The organism is Mycolicibacterium doricum, from assembly GCF_010728155.1.
Lineage (GTDB): Bacteria > Actinomycetota > Actinomycetes > Mycobacteriales > Mycobacteriaceae > Mycobacterium > Mycobacterium doricum.
Window position 1 is genome coordinate 3,440,136 of record NZ_AP022605.1, and the last position, 23,760, is coordinate 3,463,895.

Here is a 23,760-nt window from a genome sequence, read left to right on the forward strand (position 1 = left end):
GAATAGCCGCGTGGGCGTCACTAGCATCGGCGGAGTGGGCGAAGAAGTGAAGCACACGGACTTCAGCCGGGCGCATCGGCGCGAGTACCGGCGCAAGGTGCAGCTGTGCCTCGACGTGTTCGAGACGATGCTCGCGCAATCGAGCTTCGATTTCGAACGTCCGCTGACCGGTATGGAGATCGAGTGCAACCTGGTCGACGGGGACTACCAGCCGGCGATGAGCAATTCCGAGGTGCTCGCGTCGATCGCCGATCCGGCGTACCAAACCGAATTGGGCGCCTACAACATCGAATTCAACGTGCCGCCGCGGCCGCTGCCAGGCCGGGCGGCCCTCGAGTTGGAGGCCGAGATCCGAGCCAGCCTCAACGCCGCCGAGGGCAAGGCCGACTCAGACGGTGCCCACATCGTGATGATCGGCATCCTGCCGACGCTGATGCCCGAACACCTGGCGAGCAACTGGATGAGCGAGTCGATCCGCTATCAGGCGCTCAACGACTCCATCTTCACCGCGCGCGGCGAGGACATTCTGATCGACATCGCCGGCCCCGAACGGCTGAGCCTGCAGGCGGCGTCCATCGCCCCGGAGTCGGCGTGTACGAGCATGCAGTTGCACTTGCAGGTCTCACCGGCCGATTTCGCGCGCAACTGGAACGCCGCCCAGGTCGTCGCGGGTCCGCAGCTGGCGCTGGGCGCCAACTCGCCGTACTTCTTCGGCCACCAGTTGTGGGCCGAGACACGCATCGAACTGTTCACCCAGGCTACCGACACCCGTCCCGACGAGTTGAAGACCCAGGGCGTGCGGCCGCGGGTCTGGTTCGGCGAACGCTGGATCACCTCGATCTTCGACCTGTTCGAGGAGAACGTCCGCTACTTCCCGTCGCTGCTGCCCGAGGTCTCCGACGAGGACCCGGTCGCCGAACTGGCTGCCGGCCGTACTCCCAAACTCTCTGAGCTGCGGTTGCACAACGGCACCATCTACCGGTGGAATCGACCGGTATACGACGTGGTGAACGGCAAACCCCACCTGAGGGTGGAGAACCGCGTGCTGCCCGCCGGGCCGACGGTCCTCGACATGCTCGCCAACTCGGCGTTCTACTACGGCATGCTGCGCACCATGTCCGAGGAGGACCGGCCGCTGTGGACGAAGTTGAGCTTCGCCGCGGCCGAGCACAATTTCCGCGACGCCGCGCAGAGCGGGATGGACGCACGGCTCTACTGGCCCGGGCTCGGCGAGGTGACACCCGACGAGTTGGTCCTGCGACAGCTGCTTCCGATGGCCGACGAGGGTCTGCGCCGGTGGGGGGTGGCCGCCGAGGTACGCGACCGCTATCTCGGGGTGATCGAGGGCCGCGCCAAGACCGGCCGCAACGGCGCAGCCTGGCAGGTTGCGACGGTGCGCGCGCTGCAGGAACGTGGCATGGCACGGCCGGCCGCGTTGGCCGAGATGCTGCGGTTGTACTGCCAACGCATGCACAGCAACGAGCCCGTGCACTCCTGGGACGGTCCCGCGTAGGGTCGGAACCATGACGTCTGAGGCGATGGATTGGGACAGCGCATACCGGGGCGAGGGTGCCTTCAGCGGCCCTCCTCCGTGGAGCATCGGCGAGCCGCAGCCAGAGCTAGCGGCATTGCACCGCGCAGGCCGCTTCCGCAGCGACGTGCTCGACGCCGGGTGCGGACATGCGGAGTTGTCGCTGGCGTTGGCCGAGGACGGCTACACCGTCGTCGGCCTCGACATCAGCCCGACGGCGGTCGCCGCCGCCAACCAGGCTGCGCAGCTACGTGGCCTGGCCTCGGCCAGTTTCGCCCAGGCCGACATCACCTCGTTCACCGGTTACGACGGGCGTTTCCGCACCATCCTCGACAGCACGCTGTTCCACTCGCTGCCCGTCGAGGGCCGCGAGGGCTACCTCCGCTCGATCCACCGGGCCGCCGCACCCGGCGCGGTGCTGTTCGTCCTGGCCTTCGCCAAGGGCGCCTTCCCGCCGCACCTGGAGGCCAAGCCGCACGAGGTGGAGGAAGCCGAACTGCGCGACGCGGTGTCACGACACTGGACCGTCGACGACATCCGCCCCGCCTTCATCCACGCCAACGCGCTGCAGATGCGGGATGCGACTGCGGAGATGCCCTATGAGCAGGACGACAAGGGCCGGCTGAAGTTCCCGGCGTTCCTGTTGACCGCGCACAAACCCGAATAGCGTTCAGAGGCGCGCCGCGTCGGCCAGTGCCGCTGCCGTCAAGTCGAGTTCGTCCGAGGTGACGTCGACGTGCGGTGAGAGCCGCAGCACCGGCACCGTCAGCTCGCGCGGCGCCCGGCGGGGATCACACGCGGTGGTGACGATGCGCCGTTCGGCGATCAGCCAGGCCCGAACCTCGTGCGGGTCCGCACCGTCGGTCGGGGCGAGCGTCGTGATGGCGGTCGGCTCGTCGACGGGTTCGACCACGCGCCACCCGGGAACGTCGCCCACCGCCGCCCGGGTCAGGCGGCCGACCTCGGCGAGCCGCGCCCTGATGTGACCGTCCCCCGCAGCGAGATGCTCGCCGATCGCGACCGAGAACCCCAGGCGCGCAGCGGCGTTCGACTCACCGAATTCCAGTTGCTGCAGGACGGTCAGCGGCGGGCCGCACTCCGACGGAGGGAATCTCGGCCGCAGCCTGTCGGCGAGGTGGGGACGGACCCCCAGCACCCCCACGCCGCGGGGGCCGGCCAGCCATTTCCGCGACGACGAGTAGATCGCATCAGGTGCCACCGTGCAGTCGAGGTGGCCGAGCGCCTGAGCGGCGTCGACCACGAGCGGCAGCCCGAGATCCCGGCATACCTCGGCCAGCGGTCCCAGCGGTTGCGCGAGGCCGCGGTGGCTGCCCAGCGGGGTGAGGTGCACCAGACCCGGTCGCTTACGCGCCAACGCCTCGGCCGCCGCGCCGACGCGCAACCGGCCGTGTTCGTCGACGGGCAGGGCTGACAGCCCGAATCCGTTGGCTGCCATGAGCGCCAGATTCGGCCCGTACTCCCCGACCAGACACGCCACCGACCGGTCCCCGGTCCAACAACTCAGCAGCAGGTTGAGGGCGTGGTTGGCCCCGGTGGTGAAGATGACGTCGGAGGGCGCCAGCCCGGTGAGTGCCGCGACGGCGGCGCGGCCCGCATCCAGCACCGGCGCCGCCGCCTCCACCGCGACGTAGCCGCCGACCTCGGCTTCGTGGCGCGCATGCTGCGCGGCGGCGTCGATGGCCGCGAAACCCTGGCGCGAGCACGCCCCGCTGTCGAGGTGCACGCCGGCGGGTTGCGGGCGTGCCCTACGCCAGCGCTCGGCGAGGGTATCGGTCACTTGACCGCCAACGACAGGCCGAAGTCCTCCGCCCGGTCGGTCCAGAAATGGGTGCGGCGCAGGCCCGCGGCGGCGAGTTCGGCGGCGACATCCTCGGGCCGGAACTTGCACGACACCTCGGTGAGCATCTCCTCGCCGTCGGTGAAGTCGACGGTGAGTTCGAGCGCGTTGACCTGCACGCGCTGCGGACTGGTTGCCCGCAACCACATCTCGATACGCTCCTCGTCGGCGTTCCAGCGGGCGACGTGCGCGAACGCCTCGACGTCGAAGTCGGCGACGAGTTCGCGGTTGACCACGGCAAGCACGTTGCGGTTGAACCGGGCCGTGACGCCCTGGCTGTCGTCGTAGGCACGGACCAGGCGGTCGGTGTCCTTGACGAGATCGGTGCCAAGCAGCAGCGAGTCACCGGGGGCCATGGTGTCGGCCAGGGCGGCGAGGAACGATGCACGGGGCGCAGCGGGGAGGTTGCCGATCGTCGACCCGAGGAACGCGATGACACGGCGGCCGCCACGGGGAATCTTGCCGAGGTGTTCCTCGAAGTCTCCGCACACGGCTTCGATCTCGAGGCCGGTGTACTCGATTCCCAACGCGGCCCCGACGCTGCGCAAGACGGTCGGGTCCACGTCGAACGGGACGAACCGGCGAAGCGATCCGTGGTCGCGCAGCGCCGACAGCAGCATCCGGGTCTTCTCCGACGTGCCGCTGCCCAGTTCGACCAGGGTGTCGGCTTCGGTGGTGGCGGCGATCTCGGCGGAGTGCTCACGAAGGATCTGCGCCTCGGCGCGGGTCGGGTAGTAATCCGGCAGCCGGGTGATCTGGTCGAACAGGTCGCTGCCGACGGAATCGTAGAACCACTTGGGGGGCAAGGTCTTCGGGGTTGCGCTAAGTCCGTCGTATACATCTCGGCGCAGCGCCTGCGCTGCGGAGTCGGCCGCCAGGTACGTGGCGAGGGCGAAGGTCATGCCGGTCCTTTCAGAGCGGTCAACTGCACGGCGGTTCCGTCGGTGTGGACCAGGTGGCGGTCCGGGAGGTCCTCCCAGCGCGGATCGTCGTCGTAGGGTTCGCTCGCCAGCGCCACCCCGTCGCCGGTGCGCAACACCGACAGGGTGTCACCCCACGTGGTGGCGACCATCTCGCAACGATTGGCAGCCAAGATGTTCAGCCGCGCGCCCGGGTCTCGCGCGGCCACCTCGGTGACCGTCTCGCCGAGCCGGTCCAGGCCACGGTCGAAGATCAGCGCGGCGAGCAGGGCGCTGTCGACGGTCGATTCGGCGTGCGCGGACAGCGGCAGCACCGCCCGGTCGACGAGGCCGTTGTGCGATAGCAGCCACGACCCGTCGGTGAACGGCGCGGAGGCCGTCGGCTCGATCGGCATCCCGATGCTGGCCGACCGGACCGCCGCGACGACGCATTCGCTGCGCAGCGCCGGCGCGACGGACGCGAACGACGCGTCAGCCCACAGCGGGGCAGCGCTGCGCCATCGGCAAGGCGGTGCACCTTCACCGATGTCGGGTGGGTAGAAGCCGACACCCCAGCCGTCGGCGTTGACCAGGCCGTGCTTCTGGCGGCGCGGTGCGTAGGACTGCACCAGCAGGCCATAGGGCGGGTCGAGCATCAGGGCGCTGACGGCGCGCGGCGCCCCCAACCAGCCGAGGTGCCGGCACATCAACCCACGCCCTGCTGGTCGTCGGACCACGCCAGTCGCACACCGGAGAAGATCTGCCGTCGGATCGGGTGGTCCCAGTTGCGAAAGCTGGGCCGCAGGATCTCCGGGGCGACGGCCCACGACCCGCCGCGCAGCACCCGGTAGTCGCCGGACCCGGTGCCGTCGAAGAACGGCTGGGAGTAGCGGTCGTAGATCATCGGGGTGAAGCCCGGCCAGGGTCGTAGCGTCGAGGTGGTCCACTCCCACACGTCCCCGAGCATCTGTTCGGCGCCGTACGCCGACGCCCCGGCCGGATACGCGCCGACGGGTGCGGGCCGCAACGCTTCACCGCCCAGGTTGGCCAGGTATGCGGTGGGCGACGACGTGCCCCACGGGTAGCGGCGGCGCTGCCCGGCAGCGGGATCCCAGGCGCAAGCCTTCTCCCATTCGATCTCTGTGGGCAGCCGCGCCCCGGCCCACGCCGCGTACGCCTCGGCTTCGAAGTAGGTGACGTGCTGGACTGGTTCGTTCGGGGGGATCTCCTCGACGTGCCCGAAGCGAGTGCGGGTGCCGTCCCCGTTCCAGAACTGCGGCGCGGTGAGCCCGGCATCGTTGCGGTGCGCCCAGCCCGGGTCGGACCACCATTGCCGCCGGCGGTAGCCGCCGTCGTCGACGAACTGCTGCCACTCGCCGTTGGTGACCGGTACCCGTCCGATCCGGAAGCCGGGAAGGTCGACGACGTGTGCGGGGCGCTCGTTGTCGAGCGAATGTGGTTCGGTGACGGCGTCGACCCCGAGGACGAACCGTCCACCGGGCACCGATACGGAGGTGCCCGCGATGCCGGACCTACCGGCTGGCAGCGGGGCGCCGGGGGCGAGCAGCGGCGCCCCGGTCCGCAGGTTCAGCGCCTGGAGCATCGTCTCGTCGTGCTGGTTCTCGTGGCTGATCACCAACGCGAACCGGAAGCCGTCCTGGGCTCCGTCGTCGGGCAGGGCGCCGAGCGTGTCGAGCACCTTGTTGCGCACGGTCTGGCAGTACGCGCGGGCGTCCGCCGGGGGCAGCAGCGGCAGGTTCACCCGGCTGGCGCGTGAGTTGACGAAGGCGTCGTAGAGACGTTCGACGCCCGGGGACAGCATCCCCGGCCGGTCGGGGTTGCCGTCGCGCAGCAGCCACAACTCCTCCTGCTGCCCGATGTGCGCGAGGTCCCAGACCAGCGGGCTCATCAGCGGGTCATACTGCCGCCGCAGCTCCGCGTCGTCGAAGTCGACGAGGCGCAACGTGCGGTCGCGCGCCCTGCTCAGCTCGTCGGCCAGGGTATCGGGTGCAGTCAAGACTCACCTTTGGCGAGTTGGCGTACGGCCGGACCGATCCCGTGGGCGACCGCCCGATCGGCGAAGTCGTCGGCCGGGGATCTGCCTTCTTCGACCGAACGCACCAACTGCTGCATCGACTCCATCACCGGCGCCGGGGCCAGTTCGGCTGCGGTCTGCACGCAGCGCAGGGCCGAGGCACGCAACCGGCGGTCTCCGAGCCCGATACGAGCGGCCCGGTCCCAGGCAGTGGCCACCGACTCGGTGGCTTCGGCGGCGATGTCGGCGGCCACCGGATCGTCGAGCAGGGTGGTCAGCGTGAAGGCGACGGCCGGCCACAGGGCATCGGAAACCGCGTCCAGATAACGGATTTCGAGCCAGCGGCGCGGACGCACCGGCGGGAACAGGGTGGTGAGGTGGTATGTGAGGTCCTCGCGTGTCGGCCGCCGCCCGCCGAGCAGCGTGCGCCCGTCGGCCCAGTCCGCGAACGGCACCCAATCCGTCACCGCCACCGGTTCCGGATTGCGCACCAGCATCACGGGGGCGCGCAGGGCATACCGGGCCCAGTCGCTGGCCGGGTCGTCCGCGCGTTCTCCGAGCACCGGTCCGCACCGCGCCTCGTCCAGCTCACCCCAGACCCACTGCCTGCTGCTCTGCCACCCCGAGAACCGACCGGCGAGCAGTGGCGAATTGGCGGTGACGGCAATCATCGTCGGGCCGAGCGCGTGCGCCAGGCGGACCCGGTCGGCCCAGCCCCGCCGCGGGCCGGCGTCGAGGTTGAGCTGCACCGACGCGGTCGCGGTCATCATGAAGGCACCGGCCGCCCCGGTACCGCTCGCGGTGAAGAAGGACTCCATCGCCGCGTACCGGGCGCCCGGGTTGACCCGGCGCGGCCTGCGCAACGGATCGGCGCCCAGCAGCGCCAGCCCGAGCCCTTGCTGCGCGAAGGCCGCACGCAGCAGGGCCCGGTCCGACGTCATCGCCGCGATCGCGGTCACCGCACCGTCCGCGGGCGGACCGGACAGTTCCACCGCGCCACCGGGTTCGACGGTGATCCTGCTACCGCCGGGCAGCGCCGGGACACCGGCGATCGCATCGGTCACCTCACGCCAGTCGGGGCGCCGACCCGGGTGGGCGAGATCGAAGGAGTGCGCCTCGATCTCGAGGCCTACCCGTCCCACCGGGCCGTCGCGCAGACAGTCCGCGGTGATGTGCTCGGCGGCCTCGGCAGCCGAGACGAAGACCTCGGGTGGCGCATCGCACCCCGGGTCGAAGGTGATCGGAACGGTCATCTCACCATCCCTCCCAGGTCCGGGCCGTCTGACTGGACAGTTGGCCGTCTGACTGGACAGTTGGTTGACAGCCGCGGGGATCGGCCGGTCCCCGCTACCGTCCTCATTCTCCAGAGCGGACCGACAAGTGCACCTCGTTTATGGGTGACAGCTTGGTGACATGGTCGTTCGCACCCGTCCGCGTCATTGCCCCAGCGTGTTCTGCATGGCGCCAGCCAGCACGTTGACCGCTGGGCCGCCGTTGCCGGATTGGCAGACTTTTGCTTGCAGGAGTACGTTCTCGCGCCTGCGGGTGGTGGTGAAGCAGCGCCGGTCGGTGCCCGCTTCCTGTTTGACCCAGTCGCCGCCGGCCGGACCGCCGGTGAACGTCCACACCTGGGTGGTGAAGTTGTCGAGGTGCATCGCGGTGGTCTGCCCGGCGCACCCCGCGGTGCGATCGACGACACGGCGGTACGCGCGCTCAGCGGCGTCCGGCGTGGCGAACACCCCGACCGCCTGTTTGACGAGGTGGGTGGCGTCGGTGGGTGATTCCTGGGCGACGGCACCGTTGAACGACGCCAGGTCGGGGTCGTTGTAGACCTCGGGCAGTCCGACGTCGGCCCAGTTGTTGCACGCCGGGTTGTCGACGTAGAAATTCTGCACGGGGTCGGTGAAGAACGACTCCCACCGCAGCGACGCGCCGACGATGTTGCCCACCGAGCCCTTCCCCAGGACGGCGTAGTTGACCACGCCGGGATCCGACGGGCGGGCCTGCGCGGGTGCCGCCACGGCCAATGTCAGACCGGCCGCGGCGACGCCCACGAGGAACCGCATCGGCATCAGACCTTCGCCGACAGCTTCACGTCGATGTTGCCGCGAGTCGCCTTGGAATACGGGCAAACGGCGTGCGCCTTCTCCATCAGGTCGTCGGCGACGGACTGCTCGAGCCCGGGCAGGTAGCCGATCAGGTGCGCGGTAACACCGAAGCCGCCCTCGGAGTCCGGACCGAAACCGACCTGCGCGGTGAGCGCCGAAGCGTCGTCGATCTCGATGTCGTTGTTCTTCGCCTGCAGGCGCAGGGCGCCGAGGAAGCATGCGGCGTAACCGGCCGAGAAGAGCAGTTCGGGGTTCACCCCCTCACCGCTGCCGCCCACCTCCTTGGGCGGGCGGGTGTCGAAATCGATCTTGTCGTCGCTGGACTTCACGTGGCCGTTGCGGCCGCCGCCGCTGGCCGTCGACTCTGCGGTGTACTTCACTTCGATGCTCATGGTCTCCGATCATGCCAGCCACGCCCCAGACGGCAAGACGCCCCGGCCCCGAGTGCGGCCGGAGCGTTCCCGAGGGGCCGCAGACGTGTCTCCAGGCATGCGCAGGCCGTAGGAGTTCGGCGCGTACACCGCAACCCAGGGCCGTTGAAGGTTCCCGCGTGGCGCCCTCTTTGGGGTCAGGAGTTGACCTCGGCGGCACGGCTCGATTCGGAGGCAGCTCGCGTAGTTGCCGACGCGTCTTCTGGACTGAATCAGCTCATACTTGGCGTGATTCCAATCACGGTCGGGGCGGAGCAGTGGTGGCGGCGTTGCCCGGTTGGGTCTGCTGCGGTGTCTGCATACCGGGCTGACCCGGCGCGAACGGCATGCCCGGGTGCTCGAAATGCCCGCGCGAACCCATCATCGGCGGCAGCCCGTCGCGGTGGAACATCATCTGACCGTGGCCGGCACCCCCGCCGCGGTGGTTACCGCCGTCGGAACTCCTGCCAAGGATGAAGCCGGAGAAGAAGACCACGGTGACGACGAACACGACGCCCGCCGCGATCCCGACCCAGGCGGCCAAGGTGATGACGCGGTTTGGGCGGCGGCGCTCCTCGCGGGTTTCGACGTAGGTGGGTGGCGTGGTGGTGTGGACGGGTCCGGTCTGCGGCTCGGTGGACGGTGCGTTGGACGGTGTTTCTGTCATGCCCCGATCATGCGGGCACTCATGATGCGCAGTTCGTGTGCGCGCTGTGAATCCGCTGTGAGGTGCAGCGCGGCCGGGCGTTCACGTAACGTCACGGCGGCGATCCCGCCTGGCCGACCGCCACCCCGTCACGCAGGTCGCCTAACGCGGTGGCCAGGGCGGCGGCTGCCCCGGCTTGAACGGATTCACGGCGAACTGGATGACCCGGTAGGGCGCATTGTCGCCGAGTGGTGTGGTGTTCCACTGGCTAACGAACACGCGCACCTCCTCGAGCGTCGACCCCGGCGAGATATAGCCGCCGTAGGGCTGCGCCAACCGGTTGACCTCCGGCGGCGGTAGGAACTCGGGTTGCTCCGGCCAGTCCGCCGCCACGACCACCGTCGTCACGGGGGCGGCCCCCAGCCCGATCGGGCTTTCGGCCACCCGCATCTCCATGTTCCCGGTGCTGGCGTTGAAGTAGGACAGCACCGTCTTACCGTCGATCTGCCGCACGCTCATCTCACCGATGCGGTCTGGCCACAGCGGCGTCGGGGCATGGCCCCAGCCGTTCTCGAAAGACCAGCCCTGCCACGCGTCGCGATCGGTGAACACCTGCGGTGCAACGCGGTACAGCACGACCGGTGCGCTGCGGTCGAAGTCGTTGGCCACGATGTACACCCAACCGCTCGGCGAGTCGGAAGTCGGTATCGGATCGTAGTAACCGCTGATCTGAGACTGCCGGCCCTCGGCGTGCTCGGCGGCGCGCTCCGAACCGGGTACTGTGCGCCAATTATGTTGCCCGGCTTCTGCTTTCACCAGTCGCGAACTCTCCGGACGCAGATCGCGGGTGGTGGTGACCAGCATGTAGTTCTCGCGGTTTATCTGCACCACCCCGGCAGGCAGCTGCGACGAACCCGCCGGCGCCGGGTCGGCCAGCAGGGGGGCGTCCACCCCGGTGACGCCGTCGTAGCGCACCCCAGCCGGGTCGAGGATCGAGTCGGTCTCGACGTGTAGCGCGATCGGCGAATACCAGCCCCCGAAGCCGACTCCCTGGCCGGCGAAGCTGTCACCGCAGACCTGCAGGATCCCGCTCGGGAACTCCATGAACTCACACAGGTCCGTCGCGCCGATCCCGTAGTCACGGGTCGCGGTTCCGGTTCCCGCGGTCGGCCCGATCCGCACCACCTGACCCGGCGCCAACGGCTGCAGCACCGGGCCCGGCGCTGGCGCCGGTGGCTGCGCGTGCGCGGCGGGCGCCGCAGCCATCGCCGAGATCGACGTAATGGCGAGAATTACTCGTACTTTCCCGCCCAAACGTTCGTTTCGGCGAGACGGGGTCACAACTGGGCGGCCAGCAACTCGGCGATCTGGACGGTGTTCAGCGCCGCCCCCTTTCGCAGGTTGTCGCCGGAGATGAACAGCGCTAGCCCGCGTCCCTCCGGCGCGCCCGGGTCCTGGCGGATGCGGCCCACCAGCGATTCGTCGGCGCCCGCGGCGGCCAGTGGCGTCGGCACGTCGACCAGCTTCACACCGGGTGCGCCTGCCAGCAGCTCCGTCGCGCGCTGCGCCGAAAGCGGTTGCCTGAACTCCACGTTCAACGACAGCGAGTGACCCGTGTAGACCGGCACCCGGACACATGTCCCGCTGACCAACAAGTCCGGGATGCCCAGGATCTTGCGGCTCTCGTTGCGCAGCTTCTGATCCTCGTCGGTCTCCCCGGAACCGTCGTCGACCAGCGATCCGGCTAGCGGCACCACGTTGAACGCGATAGGGGCGACGTACTTGTCGGGCGCCGGGAAGTCGACGGCGCCACCGTCGTGCACCAACTCGCGGCTGCCCGAGACGACGGCGCTGGCCTGACGGAACAGTTCCTCGACGCCGGCCAGCCCGCTACCGGAGACGGCCTGGTAGGTCGACGCGATCATCCGCACCAGACCGGCTTCGTCGTGCAGCGGCTTGAGCACCGGCATTGCGGCCATGGTCGTGCAATTCGGGTTGGCGATGATTCCCCGCTTGAGACACCGGGCGCGACGTCCGACATCCCGCTCGAAGTTCACCTCGCTGACGACCAGCGGCACGTCGGGGTCCTTGCGCCACGCCGACGAGTTGTCGACGACGACGGCGCCGGCCTCGGCGAACCGCGGCGCCTGCACGCGCGACATCGTCGCGCCTGCGGAGAACAGGGCGATGTCGAGGCCGGACGGGTCCGCGGTCTCGGCGTTCTCGACCTCGATCTGCTGACCACGGAACGCTAGCTTCCTACCTTCAGAACGAGGCGAGGCGAAGAACCGGACACTTGTCGCCGGGAAGTCGCGCCGTTCGAGCAGCGTGCGCATCACCTGGCCGACCTGGCCCGTCGCGCCGACCACACCTATCGCAACCATGTCAGATCCCCCGTCGCTTCGCTCGCCCCATGTCAGATCCCCCGTCGCTTCGCTCGCCCCATGTCAGATCCCCCGTCGCTTCGCTCGCCCCATGTCAGATCCCCCGTCGCTTCGCTCGCCCGGTCTACCGACCAGTCCCCGCGTAGACGACTGCCTCTTCGTCACCGCCCAGGCCAAACGCCTCGTGCAACGCGGCGACGGCCTTGTCCAATTCCGTGTCCTTCACCAGCACCGAGATCCGGATCTCCGAGGTGGAGATCAGGTCGATGTTCACGCCCACCTCGGCCAGTGCCTCGCAGAACGTCGCGGTGACGCCGGGATGGCTGCGCATTCCTGCGCCGATCAGCGACACCTTGCCGATGTGGTCGTCGTAGAGCACGCGGGTGAACCCGATCTCGTCCTGCAGCGAGGTGAGCTTCTCCACCGCACCGGGGGCGTTGTCGCGCGCACACGTAAACGTGATGTCGGTCTTACCGTCCTCGATCTTGCTGATGTTCTGCAGCACCATGTCGATGTTCACGTCGGCGTCGGCGACCGCGCGGAACACCTTGGCGGCGTAACCGGGGACGTCGGGCAGGCCCACGACGGTGACCTTCGACTCACTGCGGTCGTGGGCAACTCCGGTCAGGATGGCGTCTTCCATGGCGATGTCCTCGATCGATCCTTTGACGATGGTGCCGGGTTTGTCGGAGTACGACGACCGCACATGGATGGGCAGGTCGTAGCGGCGGGCGTACTCCACACAGCGCAGCATGAGCACCTTGGCGCCGCACGCCGCCATCTCGAGCATCTCCTCGAAACTGACGGTGTCGAGTTTGTGGGCGTTGGGCACGATGCGCGGGTCGGCGGTGTAGACGCCGTCGACGTCGGTGTAGATCTCGCACACGTCGGCGCCCAGCGCCGCGGCGACGGCGACGGCGGTGGTGTCCGAGCCGCCGCGACCTAGCGTGGTGACATCCTTGGTGTCCTGGCTCACACCCTGGAATCCGGCGACCAGAACGATCTGGCCGTCGTCGAGCGCAGACTGCAGCCGGGTCGGGGTGACGTCGATGATCTTGGCGTTGCCGTGGGTGCCGGTGGTGACCACACCGGCCTGGGAGCCGGTGAACGAGCGGGCCTGTGCGCCCAGCGACTCGATCGCCATCGCCACCAGTGCGTTGGAGATGCGTTCACCGGCCGTGAGCAGCATGTCCAGCTCGCGTGCGGGCGGCGCCGGACTCACCTGCTTCGCCAGGTCGAGCAGGTCGTCGGTGGTGTCACCCATCGCCGACACGACGACGACCACATCGTTGCCCTGCTTCTTGGTCTCGACGATGCGTTCGGCGACGCGGCGGATGCGCTCGGCGTCCGACACCGAGGAGCCACCGTATTTCTGGACGACGAGCGCCACGGAACTAGCCTTTCGCACGGGAAAAAGTCCCACCAAGGATAAGGGCTACGAGCACCTGTCCTTCCCTCCGTCGCGCCGCAGGCCAACCCGGTAGCGTCGGTGCGTGGCCAACCCGCCGTCCGACCGCACCGCGCACACCCGGGTACCCATCCACCCCGACATCGCCGGCCGCTGGAGCCCGCGCGCCTTCGACCCGTCCGCCGAACTCGACGACGAGCAGCTGACGGCGGTGCTGGAGGCCGCGCGCTGGGCGGCATCCTGGGGCGGCCGGCAACCCGTGCGGTTCGTCGTCGGGCGCCGCGGCGACTCGACGTTCGAGGCGCTCGGCGGGCTGCTACGTCGAGGCAACAGCTACGCGCGGGGGGCGAGCGCGCTGATCCTGGTCTGCGCCGACGAAGGAGACGACGAACGGACCGCGCGTTACGCCGCGCTCGACGCGGGCGCCGCGATCGCCACCATGAGCGTCGAGGCGGTGTCCCGGTCGCTGATCATCCATCCGATGGCGGGATTCGACGTCGAGGCGTCGCGGCAGAGCTTTGGCATCCCCGAGGGAGTCATCCCGCTGGCCGTCGTCGCGATCGGGCGGATCGGTGACTACTCTCGCGCCGACGAGGCCGTCGTCGAGCGCGACTCCCGGCCCCGGGAGCGATTGCCCCTTGAGCTTGTCGCATTCGCCGGCACGTGGGGCAATCCGGCGCTTTGAGTCACGCCGAGACTTCGGCCGGCTCACCTCGCGGCCGATTCGATGGTCCCAGCGGTTTCGGCTCCGGGACACAATTAACGCCCTCGCAACACGAACGGCCCTGCGCTTGTAACGGAAACATCGGTTACTGCCAGTGATCGGCCTGCCGTGGGCCGCTTACTGCAGAAAAGGTTTCACATGGATACAGGAACCACAGCCTTCATGCTGTGTTGCATCATCGGTCTCACGCTGATGATCCCCGGTCTCGCGCTGTTCTACGGCGGCATGGTCTCCGTGAAGAGCTCGACCAACATGATGATGATGACCTTCGGGGCCGTCGCAGCCGTCGGGCTGCTGTGGGTGCTGTTCGGCTTCTCGATGGTGTTCGGCACCTCCTACGGAGGGTTCGTCGGCAGCTTCACCGAGTTCGCCGGCATGACCGACCTGCTGGAGCCGATGACCACCGTCGACGGCCTGCCGATCAGCCTCTTCGCCGTTTTCCAGGCCCTGTTTGCCGCGATCACCGTCGCGCTGATCTCCGGCGCGGTCGCCGACCGGATGAAGTTCGGCGCCTGGATGGGCTTCGCCACGCTGTGGGCGGTGCTGGTGTACTTCCCCGTCGCGCACTGGGTGTTCGCCTTCGACGGCGTGGTGACCGAGAATTCGGTCGGCGGCTGGATCGCCAATACCCTCGGCGCGATCGACTTCGCCGGTGGCACCGCGGTGCACATCAACGCCGGTGCCGCGGCGCTCGCCGTGGCGATCGTGCTCGGCAAGTCGGCGATGTTCGGTCAGCTGCGCAAACCCCACAACGTGCCGCTGACCCTGCTCGGCGCCGGCCTGCTGTGGGCCGGCTGGTATGCGTTCAACGGCGGGTCCGCACTGTCCGCCGGCAATTCCGCGGCCATCGTCATGGTCACGACGTTCGTCGCCACCTGCGCCGCGGTGCTGGCTTGGCTGGCAATCGAGAAGATCAAGACCGGTCACGTCACCGGCGTCGGCGCCGCATCGGGGGCCATCACCGGGCTGGTCGCCATCACCCCCGCCTGCGGCGCGGTCACGCCGATCGGCGCGATCTTCGTCGGCGGTATCGCCGGCGCCGTCTGTGTGTACGCGGTCGGACTGAAGTCCCGCTTCGGCTATGACGATTCGCTCGACGTCGTCGGGGTGCACCTCGTCGGCGGCGTGATCGGCACGCTGCTGATCGGATTCTTCGCCAGCGAGGGTATGCCGAACGGGGTCAACGGCCTGTTCTACGGCGGCGGCATCGACCAACTGTGGAGGCAGGCCGTGGCCGCAGCGGCGGTGATGCTCTACTCGTTCGCGGTGGCGTACCTCATCGCCTTCGCGCTCAAGAAGACCGTGGGCATCCGCATCTCGCCCGACGATGAAGAGCAGGGCATCGACGCCAAGTTCCACCGCGAGTCCTCGTACGATATGCAACCCGTCTGACCCCGACGGCGGCCGGCGCGGGGTGCGCACACCTCTGCGCCGGCCGCGCTCGCATGTCCGTCGAGTTTCCTGCAGTGATACTGTGATTCTTATTAAGAGACAGAGGTAACTGGAATGCCGACCGATCTCGCCGTCCTCGCCGAGGAGACCGGCACCAGGTTCATCCTGGCGCTGTTCGTCGATCTGCGCGGAAAGCCTTGCGCCAAGCTGGTTCCTGTCGAAGCTGTCGAGCAGCTCGCCACCGAGGGCGTCGGCTTCGCCGGTTACGCGGTGGGCGCGATCGGACAGGAGCCCAAAGACCCCGACCTGATCGCGATCCCGGACACCGCGTCCTTCACGCCGATTCCGTTCGTCAAGGACGGCCTGGCGATCGTGCACTGCGATCCCCATGTCGAGGGCAGGCCGTGGCCGTACGCACCCCGCGTCATCCTCAAGACCGTCATCGAGCAGGCCGCCGATGCCGGGTTCGAGCCCTGGGTCGGCGCGGAGGTCGAGTACTTCCTGCTCACCCGCAACGCCGACGGCAGCCTCGCCACGGCCGACGCCGCCGACACCGCCGCCCAGCCCTGCTACGACGCCCGTGGGGTCACCCGCATGTACGACCACCTGACCGCGATCTCCTCGGCGATGAACCAGTTGGGCTGGTCCAACTACGCCAACGACCACGAGGACGGCAACGGGCAGTTCGAGCAGAACTTCGAGTTCGCGGACGCGCTGACCACAGCAGACCGCGTCATCACCCTGCGCTACCTGCTGTCGATGATCGCCGCTGAGCGTGGCATGGTGGCGACCTTCATGCCCAAACCGTTCGGCGACCGCACCGGTAGCGGCCTGCACTTCCACCTGTCGCTGACCAGGGGCGGCACCCCGGTGTTCCCCTGCGATTCCGACGACCGGGGCCTCGGCCTGTCGGACACCGCGTACGCCTTCATCGGCGGGATCCTCGACCACGCCGGTGCGCTGCAGTCGGTGATCGCCCCGACGGTCAACTCCTACAAGCGAACCGGGGCGACGAGCACCGCATCGGGCGCGTCGTGGGCGCCGCGCAGCGCCACCTTCGGCGGCAACGACCGCACCCACTACATTCGGGTACCCGACGCCCAACGCGTCGAACTGCGCGGCGGCGACGGATCGGCGAACCCGTACCTGGCGGTCGCGGCCGCGCTGGGCGCCGGCATCGACGGCATCAAGCGTTCGGCCGATCCCGGCCAGGTCGGCGCGGTGGTGCAGGGTCGCTCGACACTGCCGCCGACCCTGCTGCACGCGGTCGAGGCATTGGCGGGCGATCCCGTGGTCTCCGGGATCCTCGATGCTGCAGGTCCGGGCGTCGCGGGCTACTTCGCCGACCTCAAACGACGCGAGTTCTTCGACTACCACGGCACGGTCAGCCCGTGGGAGGTCGACCAGTACCTGACGGCGTTCTGAAGCCCTGACGACGAAAGCGAGCGACACATGTGTGGGATCGTCGGGTTGCACCTGCGCAACCCCGAACTCCATCCACGGCTGGGTGAACTGCTCACCGGGATGCTGTGCGAGATGTCCGACCGGGGAAGTGATTCCGCGGGTGTCGCCGTCTACGGTGACCCCACCTGGACGCCGCCCGGCCACGGCTGTGTCTCGCTGCTGGAGATCGGCGCATCCCCCGGATCGGTGGCCGAGGCAGTGGGGACGGCACTGGGGGTGCCGGTGTCGGTGACGGTCCTCGACGCCACCTACCTGCTCACCGCGCAGGTCGAGTCGGAGGCGCTGCTCGCCGCGGCGCGCGCGGCGTTTCCCGCGGCGTTGGTCGCCGGTTTCGGCGACGACCTGGCGGTCCTCAAAGGTGTCGGGGATCCCCATGGCTTGACCGAGGCCTGGGAGTTGTCGGGGGCCCAGGGCTGGCAGGGCGTCGGCCACACCAGGATGGCCACCGAGTCGGCGGTCACCCCCTCGGGTGCGCATCCGTACGCAGTGGGACCCGACCAGTGCCTGGTGCACAACGGATCGTTCGCCAACCATGCCACCGTCCGGCGCCAACTTCGCTGGTCCGGTGTGGAGTTCGACAGCGAGAACGACACCGAGGTCGGGGCCCGTTTCGTCGCCACCCAGCTGGCCGCCGGTCGTGACGTCGAGACCGCACTCAAGGAGCTGTGCGCCACGTTCGACGGCTTCTACACCCTGCTGGTGTCCAACCGCGACTCCTTCGCGGTCGTGCGCGACGCGATCGCCTGCAAGCCCGCGGTGATCGCCGAGACCGCGGACTGGGTGGCGATGGCCAGTGAGTACCGCGCGCTGTCGGGACTGCCCGGCGTTGAGCACGCCGCGATCTGGGAGCCCCAACCGGAGGTGGTGTACGCATGGACGCGTTGACGGTGACGACCTTCGATCTCCGCACCACCACGCTGCGCGAGGTGAACGCCGCCCTGCACGGGAAAAATCTGGCCGGGGACTTCCTGATCCGCAATCCCGACGGCGCCCACAACGTCGCCGTGGGGCTCGACGCCCCCGTGCGCGTGACGGTCGAGGGGCACGTCGGCTATTACGCCGCGGGGATGAACCAGCACGCCGACGTCGTCATCGACGGCAACGCCGGCACCGGTGTCGCCGAGAACATGATGAGCGGCACGGTGTGGGTGAAGGGCAGCGCGTCCCAGTCGGCCGGTGCCACCGGACACGGGGGACTGCTCATCGTCGAGGGCAATGCCGCCGCCCGGTGCGGGATCTCGATGAAGGGCATCGACATCGTCGTCGGCGGCGACATCGGCCACATGAGCGCCTTCATGGCCCAGGCGGGCCGGCTGGTCGTGCGCGGTGAGGCAGGTCAGGCACTCGGCGACTCGATCTACGAGGCCCGCCTCTACGTGCGCGGTCCGGTGGCGTCGCTGGGTGCGGACTGCGTGGCCAAGGAGATGCGCGCCGAACACCACGAGGAGCTCGCAACGCTGCTCAAGGCAGCCGGATTCGGGGGCGACGATACCGCGGCCTACACCCGCTACGGCTCCGCCCGCGAGCTCTACCACTTCCACGTCGACAACACAGGGAGCTATTGATGAGCAGCTGGGGACTGCGCGAATCGGCCACCTTCGACCGTGCCACCATCGCCGCGATCCAACGCGCCGCCGACACCGGCGTCTACGACATCCGCGGGTGGGGCGCCAAACGGGCACTACCCCACTTCGACGATCTGCTCTTCCTCGGCGCCTCGATGTCGCGGTACCCGTTGGAGGGCTATCGCGAAAAGTGCGCCACCGACGTGCTGCTGGGCGCTCGGCACGCCAAATACCCGTTGCACCTGGACATCCCCGTGACGATCGCCGGGATGTCGTTCGGCGCGCTGTCGGGCCACGCCAAGGAGGCGCTGGGCCGCGGTGCCAGCGAGGTGGGCACCTCCACCACCACAGGTGACGGCGGCATGACGCCGGAGGAACGCGGACAGAGCAAACACCTGGTGTACCAGTACCTGCCGTCGCGCTACGGCATGAATCCCGACGACCTGCGCAAGGCCGACGCGATCGAGGTGGTGCTCGGCCAGGGCGCCAAACCGGGTGGCGGCGGAATGCTGTTGGGCCAGAAGATCTCCGAGCGCGTCGCATCGATGCGCACCCTGCCGCAGGGCATCGACCAGCGGTCGGCGTGCCGGCACCCGGACTGGACGGGGCCCGACGACCTCACCATCAAGATCAACGAGTTGCGTGAGATCACCGACTGGGAGAAGCCGATCTACGTCAAGGTCGGCGCCACCCGCACCTACTACGACGTCAAGCTCGCGGTGCACGCCGGCGCAGACGTCGTGGTCGTCGACGGGATGCAGGGCGGCACCGCCGCGACCCAGGAGGTGTTCATCGAGCACGTCGGCGTCCCCACGCTGGCGGCGATCCCCCAAGCGGTGCAGGCGCTGCAGGAACTCGGTGTGCACCGCACAGTACAACTGATCGTGTCCGGCGGTATCCGCACCGGCGCCGACGTGGCCAAGGCGCTCGCACTGGGCGCGGACGCGGTGGCGATCGGCACGGCGGCACTGATCGCGCTCGGTGACAACCATCCGCGATACGCCACCGAGTACGAGAAGATCGGCAGTGCCGCAGGCTTCTACGACGACTTCCAGGACGGCCGCGATCCGGCCGGCATCACCACCCAGGACCCCGAGCTGGCCGCCCGGCTGGATCCGGCCGCGGCGGGCCGGCGGCTGGCGAACTACCTGCGGGTGCTGACGATGGAGGCGCAGACGATCGCCCGCGCCTGCGGCAAGGCCCACGTCTGCCACCTGGAGCCCGAGGATCTGGTGGCCGTCACCATCGAGGCGGCCGCGATGGCGCGCATCCCCCTGGCCGGTACCAACTGGATCCCCGGAGCCGGGCTCCGATGAGCGAGACGGCTGACGTCGTCATCGTCGGCGGCGGCCTCGAGGGTGCCGCGGCCGCCTGGGCGCTGGCCGAGCGCGGGGTCACTAATGTGATCGTCGCCGAACGTCACACCGTCGGTTCCGGCATGACGGGCAAATCGAGTGGCATCGTGCGCTGCCACTACGGCGTCAGCTCACTGGCCGCAATGGCCACCGTCGGGCTGGAGGTTTTCGAGAAAGCCGAGGAGATCTTCGGCACCGACATCGGCTTCCGCCAGACCGGATACGTCGTCGGAGTGGGCGAACCGAACGTGGACTCGATGCGCAAAAGTCTCGCCGCGCAGCGCGCCGTGGGTGTCCAGACCGAGGAGATCGACGCCGCGGACGTCGCCCGGATGTGGCCGTTCGCGGACCTCACGCCGTTCGCCGCGTTCGGGTGGGAGCCGCGCGGCGGATACGGCGACGCGCACCAGACCGCGCAGGCGTTCGCGGTCACCGCACGATCGGCCGGCGTGCGGGTGCGCCAAAGCACCGCGGTCCACCGCCTGATCACCCACGGCGACCGCGTCACCGGCGTGGCGCTCGCCGACGGCGGAGAACTCTGGGCCGAGACCGTGGTCGTCGCGACCGGCGCCTGGACCCGGCCGTTCCTCGCCCGGCACGGGATCGACGTGCCGATCCGCGTGGTCTGCGAGCAGATCGTGCTCATCGACCCCGGCGTGGAGCTCGGTCCGCGCCCGGTCTTCTCCGACCTGGTGTCATTGCAGTACATCCGGCCGGAACCCGACGGCACCCTGCTGTTCGGCAACAGCGACCTGTCCGACGACCAGGAGGCCGACCCGGACGCCTACCTCGACCGCGCCACCGACGCCTTCGTCGACATCACCGTCGAAAAGGTGGGCACCAGGTTCCCCGGATTCCCCGACGCCTCGATCACCAGCAGCTACGCCGGCTGCTACGACGTCACCCCCGACTGGAACCCGGTGATCTCGCGCGCCGGCCTCGACGGCCTCGTCGTCGCGGCCGGGTTCAGCGGCCACGGCTTCAAGATCGCGCCGGCGGTCGGCCGGCTCGTGGCGGACCTGATCGTCGACGGGCACAGTGCCGACCCGCGGATTCCCGAGACCGACTTCCGGCTGTCCCGCTTCGCCGAAGGGGACCTGCTCCGCACGCCGTACCCGTACGTCGGCGCGGGCGAGATGCGCTAGACAGGGTGCTGTGAGCTCCTCCGAGGACCATGTGCCGCTGCTGCGCAACAGGTCCGGCACCGCACGCGAGCGTGACCCGCGCGAACCACTTGAGGAGACCGAGTTCGAGGCGGCGATCGGGCGCAACGTGCGCCGACTCCGTCAGCAGCACGGACTGACGGTCGCGGAGATGGCCGCCCGGGTCGGTATCTCCAAGGCGATGATGAGCAAGATCGAGAACGCGCAGACGTCTTGCAGCCTGTCCACGCTGGCCCTGCTGGCGCTGGCCCTGCTGGCCAAGGGTCTCGACGTGCCGGTCACCAGCCTGTTCCGCGGCGCGGACGTCGAGCGGCCCGCCGCGTTCGTCAAGGCGGGCACTGGCGCGCGAATCGTGCGCAACGGAACCAAGGAGGGCCACGACTACCAGCTGCTGGGTTCGTTGCGCGGTGAACACAAGAGGCTGGAGTGCCTCGAGGTCACACTGTCGGAGAAGAGCAGGACATATCCGCTGTTCCAGCACCCGGGCACCGAGTTCATCTACATGCTGGAAGGCGTCATGGACTACAGCCACAGCCGGTCGGTGTACCGACTGCATCCGGGCGACTCGCTGCAGATCGACGGCGAAGGTGCGCACGGGCCCGTCGATCTGGTCGAACTGCCGATCCGGTTCCTGTCGGTCATCGCGTTCCCGGACTCCGCCGTCTAACCGCCATTTGGGGCGGCGGGCCTCGGCACGCTACAGTGGGCTCACCATGTTTGTGCAGCGGGCGCTCCTTCTCGGCCGCCGCGGCGGGGTCTGACCAGACCGGCTTCCCGTCGCGGGTTTTCGTGATGCGCCGGTCGAGTCCCTCGTCAAAATCCCGGAGCGATCGATCATGAACACCTCTGAATCCGCAGACGCCTACTCGTCCGCCCGCGCCATCACCACCCCGTCCGGGCCGCCGCATCCCGGCCAGCCGGGGTGGAACGCCCAGCGGGGCTCGTCGATGCCGGTCAACCGGTACCGCAGCTTCGCCAGTGAAGTTCCAGGGGGAGAACCGCCCGCGCCGTTCGACCGCACCTGGCCCGACAAGGTGGTCGACACCGCGCCGATGTGGTGTGCGGTCGACCTGCGGGACGGCAATCAGGCGCTGATCGACCCCATGAGCCCCGCCCGTAAGCGCCGCATGTTCGACCTGCTGGTGCGCATGGGATACAAGGAGATCGAGGTGGGCTTCCCGTCAGCCAGCCAGACCGATTTCGACTTCGTCCGCGACATCATCGAACAGGGTGCGATTCCCGACGACGTCACTATCCAGGTGCTGACGCAGTGCCGGCCCGAACTGATCACCCGCACGTTCGAGGCGTGCCATGGTGCGCCGCGCGCAATCGTGCACTTCTACAACTCGACGTCGATCCTGCAGCGTCGCGTCGTGTTCCGTGCCGACCGCGAGGCGGTCAAGAAGATCGCCGTCGACGGCGCCCGCCTGTGCGTCGAGGAGGCCGCCAAGCACCCGGACACGCTGTGGCGGTTCGAGTACTCCCCCGAGTCCTACACGGGCACCGAACTCGAGTACGCGGTCGACGTCTGCAACGCGGTCGCCGACGTCGTGCAACCCACCCCCGAGGTGCCGCTGATCGTCAACCTGCCCGCCACCGTCGAGATGGCGACACCCAACGTCTACGCCGATTCCATCGAGTGGATGAACCGGCACCTGGCTCGGCGCGACAGCATCATCCTGAGCCTGCATCCGCACAACGACCGCGGAACCGCCGTTGCCGCAGCCGAATTGGGTTACCAGGCCGGCGCCGACCGCATCGAGGGCTGCCTGTTCGGCAACGGTGAGCGCACCGGCAACGTATGCCTGGTGACGCTGGGACTGAACCTGTTCAGCCGTGGTGTCGACCCGCAGATCGACTTCTCCAACATCGACGAGATCCGCCGCACCGTCGAGTACTGCAACCAACTGCCGGTGCACGAACGTCACCCTTACGGCGGCGATCTGGTGTACACGGCGTTCTCCGGTAGCCACCAGGACGCGATCAACAAAGGCCTGGACGCGATGAAGTTCGACGCCGACTCCGCCGACAAGGACGTCGACGACATCCTCTGGCAGGTGCCGTATCTGCCGATCGACCCCAAGGACGTCGGGCGCACCTACGAGGCGGTCATCCGGGTGAACTCTCAGTCCGGCAAGGGCGGCGTCGCCTACATCATGAAAGCCGACCACGGCCTGGTGCTGCCGCGCCGCCTGCAGATCGAGTTCAGCCAGGCGATCCAGAAGATCACCGACGGGGAGGGCGGGGAGGTGTCACCCAAGGAGATGTGGGACGTCTTCGCCCAGGAATACCTGTCCCCGGTCCGGCCGCTGGAGCGGATGCGTCAGCGCGTCGACGCCGCGGAGGTCGACGGGGGCACCGACACGATCACCGCGGTGGTGAAGGTCGACGGCGTCGAACGCGAGATCGTCGGCGCGGGCAACGGCCCGCTGGCGGCGTTCGTCGACGCGCTGAGCGCGATCGGCTTCGACATCAGCGTGCTGGACTACTCCGAGCATGCGCTGTCCGCCGGGGAGGAGGCGCAGGCCGCGGCCTACGTCGAGGCCTCCGTCGGCGGCAAGACGGTGTGGGGTGTGGGCATCGCGACGTCGATCACGACCGCCTCGCTGCGCGCGGTGGTGTCGGCGGTGAACCGCGCCGCCCGCAGCTGAGTTCTGCTCGCACCGATCGCAAAGATCGCCGAGCCGTAGTCGCCGGGGAGAACGTGCGCGGGTGACTGTCGCCGTCGCGAGCCCGAAACCGAAGTGCTTTGGGGGCCGCCGAATTGGTCCGCCGAGGGCTGACGGGGTCTGCGGCTGAGCAGTCAGGTGGCTGGCGG

At 68.9% G+C, this 23,760-nt stretch carries 22 protein-coding genes; 11 read left to right on the plus strand and 11 right to left on the minus strand.

Annotated features, from left to right (window positions below):
• The first annotated feature begins 34 nt into the window (after window positions 1-34).
• Together G6N07_RS16850 and G6N07_RS16855 are read left to right on the plus strand one after the other, a co-directional pair.
• A complete protein-coding gene (locus tag G6N07_RS16850; RefSeq protein ID WP_085191878.1) occupies window positions 35-1,513 on the plus strand; it encodes a glutamate-cysteine ligase family protein in 1,479 nt (492 codons plus the stop codon).
• Between the two features lie 10 nt (window positions 1,514-1,523).
• Entirely contained in the window at window positions 1,524-2,198 is a 675-nt protein-coding gene (locus tag G6N07_RS16855) for a class I SAM-dependent methyltransferase (RefSeq protein WP_085191880.1), read from the plus strand.
• A gap of 3 nt (window positions 2,199-2,201) precedes the next feature.
• Here the strand turns inward: G6N07_RS16855 and egtE are convergent, their stop codons facing one another.
• The 11 genes from egtE to G6N07_RS16910 all read right to left on the minus strand — a co-directional run bounded on the left by egtE (window position 2,202) and on the right by G6N07_RS16910 (window position 13,261).
• The gene (gene egtE / locus G6N07_RS16860) at window positions 2,202-3,329 is read right to left on the minus strand and encodes an ergothioneine biosynthesis PLP-dependent enzyme EgtE (protein WP_085191882.1); all 1,128 of its coding nucleotides are present in this window, start codon (window positions 3,327-3,329) and stop codon (window positions 2,202-2,204) included.
• Window positions 3,326-4,291 (minus strand): L-histidine N(alpha)-methyltransferase, encoded by a 966-nt coding sequence (egtD, locus tag G6N07_RS16865; RefSeq protein WP_085191884.1) that lies wholly within the window; start codon window positions 4,289-4,291, stop codon window positions 3,326-3,328. The genes egtE and egtD overlap by 4 nt, the downstream gene beginning before the upstream one ends.
• Window positions 4,288-4,995, minus strand: a complete 708-nt coding sequence (egtC, locus tag G6N07_RS16870; protein WP_085191886.1) for an ergothioneine biosynthesis protein EgtC — start codon at window positions 4,993-4,995, stop codon at window positions 4,288-4,290. Before egtC ends, egtD begins: the two co-directional genes overlap by 4 nt.
• The gene (gene egtB, locus G6N07_RS16875) at window positions 4,995-6,305 is read right to left on the minus strand and encodes an ergothioneine biosynthesis protein EgtB (RefSeq protein WP_085191888.1); all 1,311 of its coding nucleotides are present in this window, start codon (window positions 6,303-6,305) and stop codon (window positions 4,995-4,997) included. The genes egtC and egtB overlap by 1 nt, the downstream gene beginning before the upstream one ends.
• Window positions 6,302-7,576 (minus strand): ergothioneine biosynthesis glutamate--cysteine ligase EgtA, encoded by a 1,275-nt coding sequence (gene egtA / locus G6N07_RS16880; protein WP_085191890.1) that lies wholly within the window; start codon window positions 7,574-7,576, stop codon window positions 6,302-6,304. The genes egtB and egtA overlap by 4 nt, the downstream gene beginning before the upstream one ends.
• Window positions 7,577-7,759: 183 nt before the next feature.
• Window positions 7,760-8,389, minus strand: coding sequence for a sensor domain-containing protein (locus G6N07_RS16885; protein ID WP_085191948.1), 630 nt, complete (start codon window positions 8,387-8,389; stop codon window positions 7,760-7,762).
• Between the two features lie 5 nt (window positions 8,390-8,394).
• Window positions 8,395-8,823, minus strand: coding sequence for an organic hydroperoxide resistance protein (locus G6N07_RS16890; RefSeq protein ID WP_085191891.1), 429 nt, complete (start codon window positions 8,821-8,823; stop codon window positions 8,395-8,397).
• A gap of 277 nt (window positions 8,824-9,100) precedes the next feature.
• Window positions 9,101-9,508 (minus strand): hypothetical protein, encoded by a 408-nt coding sequence (locus G6N07_RS16895; RefSeq protein WP_085191893.1) that lies wholly within the window; start codon window positions 9,506-9,508, stop codon window positions 9,101-9,103.
• 141 nt (window positions 9,509-9,649) lie between these two features.
• On the minus strand, window positions 9,650-10,753 hold the full coding sequence (locus G6N07_RS16900) for a DUF4185 domain-containing protein (protein ID WP_179960000.1): 1,104 nt from the start codon (window positions 10,751-10,753) through the stop codon (window positions 9,650-9,652).
• A gap of 71 nt (window positions 10,754-10,824) precedes the next feature.
• The gene (locus G6N07_RS16905; RefSeq protein ID WP_085191895.1) at window positions 10,825-11,871 is read right to left on the minus strand and encodes an aspartate-semialdehyde dehydrogenase; all 1,047 of its coding nucleotides are present in this window, start codon (window positions 11,869-11,871) and stop codon (window positions 10,825-10,827) included.
• A gap of 124 nt (window positions 11,872-11,995) precedes the next feature.
• Window positions 11,996-13,261, minus strand: a complete 1,266-nt coding sequence (locus G6N07_RS16910; protein WP_085191897.1) for an aspartate kinase — start codon at window positions 13,259-13,261, stop codon at window positions 11,996-11,998.
• A 103-nt stretch (window positions 13,262-13,364) separates the two neighbouring features.
• On the opposite strand from G6N07_RS16910, the gene G6N07_RS16915 reads away from it, so the two are divergent.
• From G6N07_RS16915 to leuA, 9 genes are all read left to right on the plus strand, one after another.
• A complete protein-coding gene (locus tag G6N07_RS16915) occupies window positions 13,365-13,964 on the plus strand; it encodes a nitroreductase family protein (protein ID WP_085191899.1) in 600 nt (199 codons plus the stop codon).
• Between the two features lie 177 nt (window positions 13,965-14,141).
• Window positions 14,142-15,395: an ammonium transporter gene (locus G6N07_RS16920; RefSeq protein ID WP_085191901.1), complete on the plus strand. Its 1,254-nt coding sequence runs from the start codon at window positions 14,142-14,144 to the stop codon at window positions 15,393-15,395.
• A gap of 114 nt (window positions 15,396-15,509) precedes the next feature.
• Entirely contained in the window at window positions 15,510-16,820 is a 1,311-nt protein-coding gene (glnT, locus tag G6N07_RS16925) for a type III glutamate--ammonia ligase (protein ID WP_085191903.1), read from the plus strand.
• 27 nt (window positions 16,821-16,847) lie between these two features.
• Complete coding sequence (locus G6N07_RS16930) at window positions 16,848-17,744, plus strand: class II glutamine amidotransferase domain-containing protein (RefSeq protein WP_085191905.1); 897 nt, start codon at window positions 16,848-16,850, stop codon at window positions 17,742-17,744.
• Entirely contained in the window at window positions 17,732-18,424 is a 693-nt protein-coding gene (locus tag G6N07_RS16935; protein ID WP_085191907.1) for a protein glxC, read from the plus strand. The genes G6N07_RS16930 and G6N07_RS16935 overlap by 13 nt, the downstream gene beginning before the upstream one ends.
• Window positions 18,424-19,740 (plus strand): FMN-binding glutamate synthase family protein, encoded by a 1,317-nt coding sequence (locus G6N07_RS16940; RefSeq protein ID WP_085191909.1) that lies wholly within the window; start codon window positions 18,424-18,426, stop codon window positions 19,738-19,740. Before G6N07_RS16935 ends, G6N07_RS16940 begins: the two co-directional genes overlap by 1 nt.
• Window positions 19,737-20,924: an NAD(P)/FAD-dependent oxidoreductase gene (locus G6N07_RS16945; RefSeq protein ID WP_085191911.1), complete on the plus strand. Its 1,188-nt coding sequence runs from the start codon at window positions 19,737-19,739 to the stop codon at window positions 20,922-20,924. Before G6N07_RS16940 ends, G6N07_RS16945 begins: the two co-directional genes overlap by 4 nt.
• A gap of 10 nt (window positions 20,925-20,934) precedes the next feature.
• Window positions 20,935-21,609, plus strand: a complete 675-nt coding sequence (locus G6N07_RS16950; protein ID WP_163784239.1) for a type II toxin-antitoxin system RelB family anti-toxin — start codon at window positions 20,935-20,937, stop codon at window positions 21,607-21,609.
• Between the two features lie 169 nt (window positions 21,610-21,778).
• Entirely contained in the window at window positions 21,779-23,593 is a 1,815-nt protein-coding gene (leuA, locus tag G6N07_RS16955) for a 2-isopropylmalate synthase (protein ID WP_085191915.1), read from the plus strand.
• Window positions 23,594-23,760 lie beyond the last annotated feature (167 nt).

What these genes read in the sequence shown, in the direction of transcription:
- G6N07_RS16905 (WP_085191895.1), bottom strand. Translation starts at nt 11,871, where the DNA reads ATGGTTGCGATAGGTGTGGTCGGCGCGACGGGCCAGGTCGGCCAGGTG.
- egtD (WP_085191884.1), bottom strand. Translation starts at nt 4,291, where the DNA reads ATGACCTTCGCCCTCGCCACGTACCTGGCGGCCGACTCCGCAGCGCAG.
- glnT (WP_085191903.1), top strand. Translation starts at nt 15,510, where the DNA reads ATGCCGACCGATCTCGCCGTCCTCGCCGAGGAGACCGGCACCAGGTTC.
- G6N07_RS16885 (WP_085191948.1), bottom strand. Translation starts at nt 8,389, where the DNA reads ATGCGGTTCCTCGTGGGCGTCGCCGCGGCCGGTCTGACATTGGCCGTG.
- G6N07_RS16895 (WP_085191893.1), bottom strand. Translation starts at nt 9,508, where the DNA reads ATGACAGAAACACCGTCCAACGCACCGTCCACCGAGCCGCAGACCGGA.
- leuA (WP_085191915.1), top strand. Translation starts at nt 21,779, where the DNA reads ATGAACACCTCTGAATCCGCAGACGCCTACTCGTCCGCCCGCGCCATC.
- egtA (WP_085191890.1), bottom strand. Translation starts at nt 7,576, where the DNA reads ATGACCGTTCCGATCACCTTCGACCCGGGGTGCGATGCGCCACCCGAG.
- egtC (WP_085191886.1), bottom strand. Translation starts at nt 4,995, where the DNA reads ATGTGCCGGCACCTCGGCTGGTTGGGGGCGCCGCGCGCCGTCAGCGCC.
- G6N07_RS16890 (WP_085191891.1), bottom strand. Translation starts at nt 8,823, where the DNA reads ATGAGCATCGAAGTGAAGTACACCGCAGAGTCGACGGCCAGCGGCGGC.
- G6N07_RS16900 (WP_179960000.1), bottom strand. Translation starts at nt 10,753, where the DNA reads ATGGCTGCGGCGCCCGCCGCGCACGCGCAGCCACCGGCGCCAGCGCCG.
- G6N07_RS16940 (WP_085191909.1), top strand. Translation starts at nt 18,424, where the DNA reads ATGAGCAGCTGGGGACTGCGCGAATCGGCCACCTTCGACCGTGCCACC.
- G6N07_RS16855 (WP_085191880.1), top strand. Translation starts at nt 1,524, where the DNA reads ATGACGTCTGAGGCGATGGATTGGGACAGCGCATACCGGGGCGAGGGT.
- G6N07_RS16930 (WP_085191905.1), top strand. Translation starts at nt 16,848, where the DNA reads ATGTGTGGGATCGTCGGGTTGCACCTGCGCAACCCCGAACTCCATCCA.
- G6N07_RS16935 (WP_085191907.1), top strand. Translation starts at nt 17,732, where the DNA reads ATGGACGCGTTGACGGTGACGACCTTCGATCTCCGCACCACCACGCTG.
- G6N07_RS16945 (WP_085191911.1), top strand. Translation starts at nt 19,737, where the DNA reads ATGAGCGAGACGGCTGACGTCGTCATCGTCGGCGGCGGCCTCGAGGGT.
- G6N07_RS16920 (WP_085191901.1), top strand. Translation starts at nt 14,142, where the DNA reads ATGGATACAGGAACCACAGCCTTCATGCTGTGTTGCATCATCGGTCTC.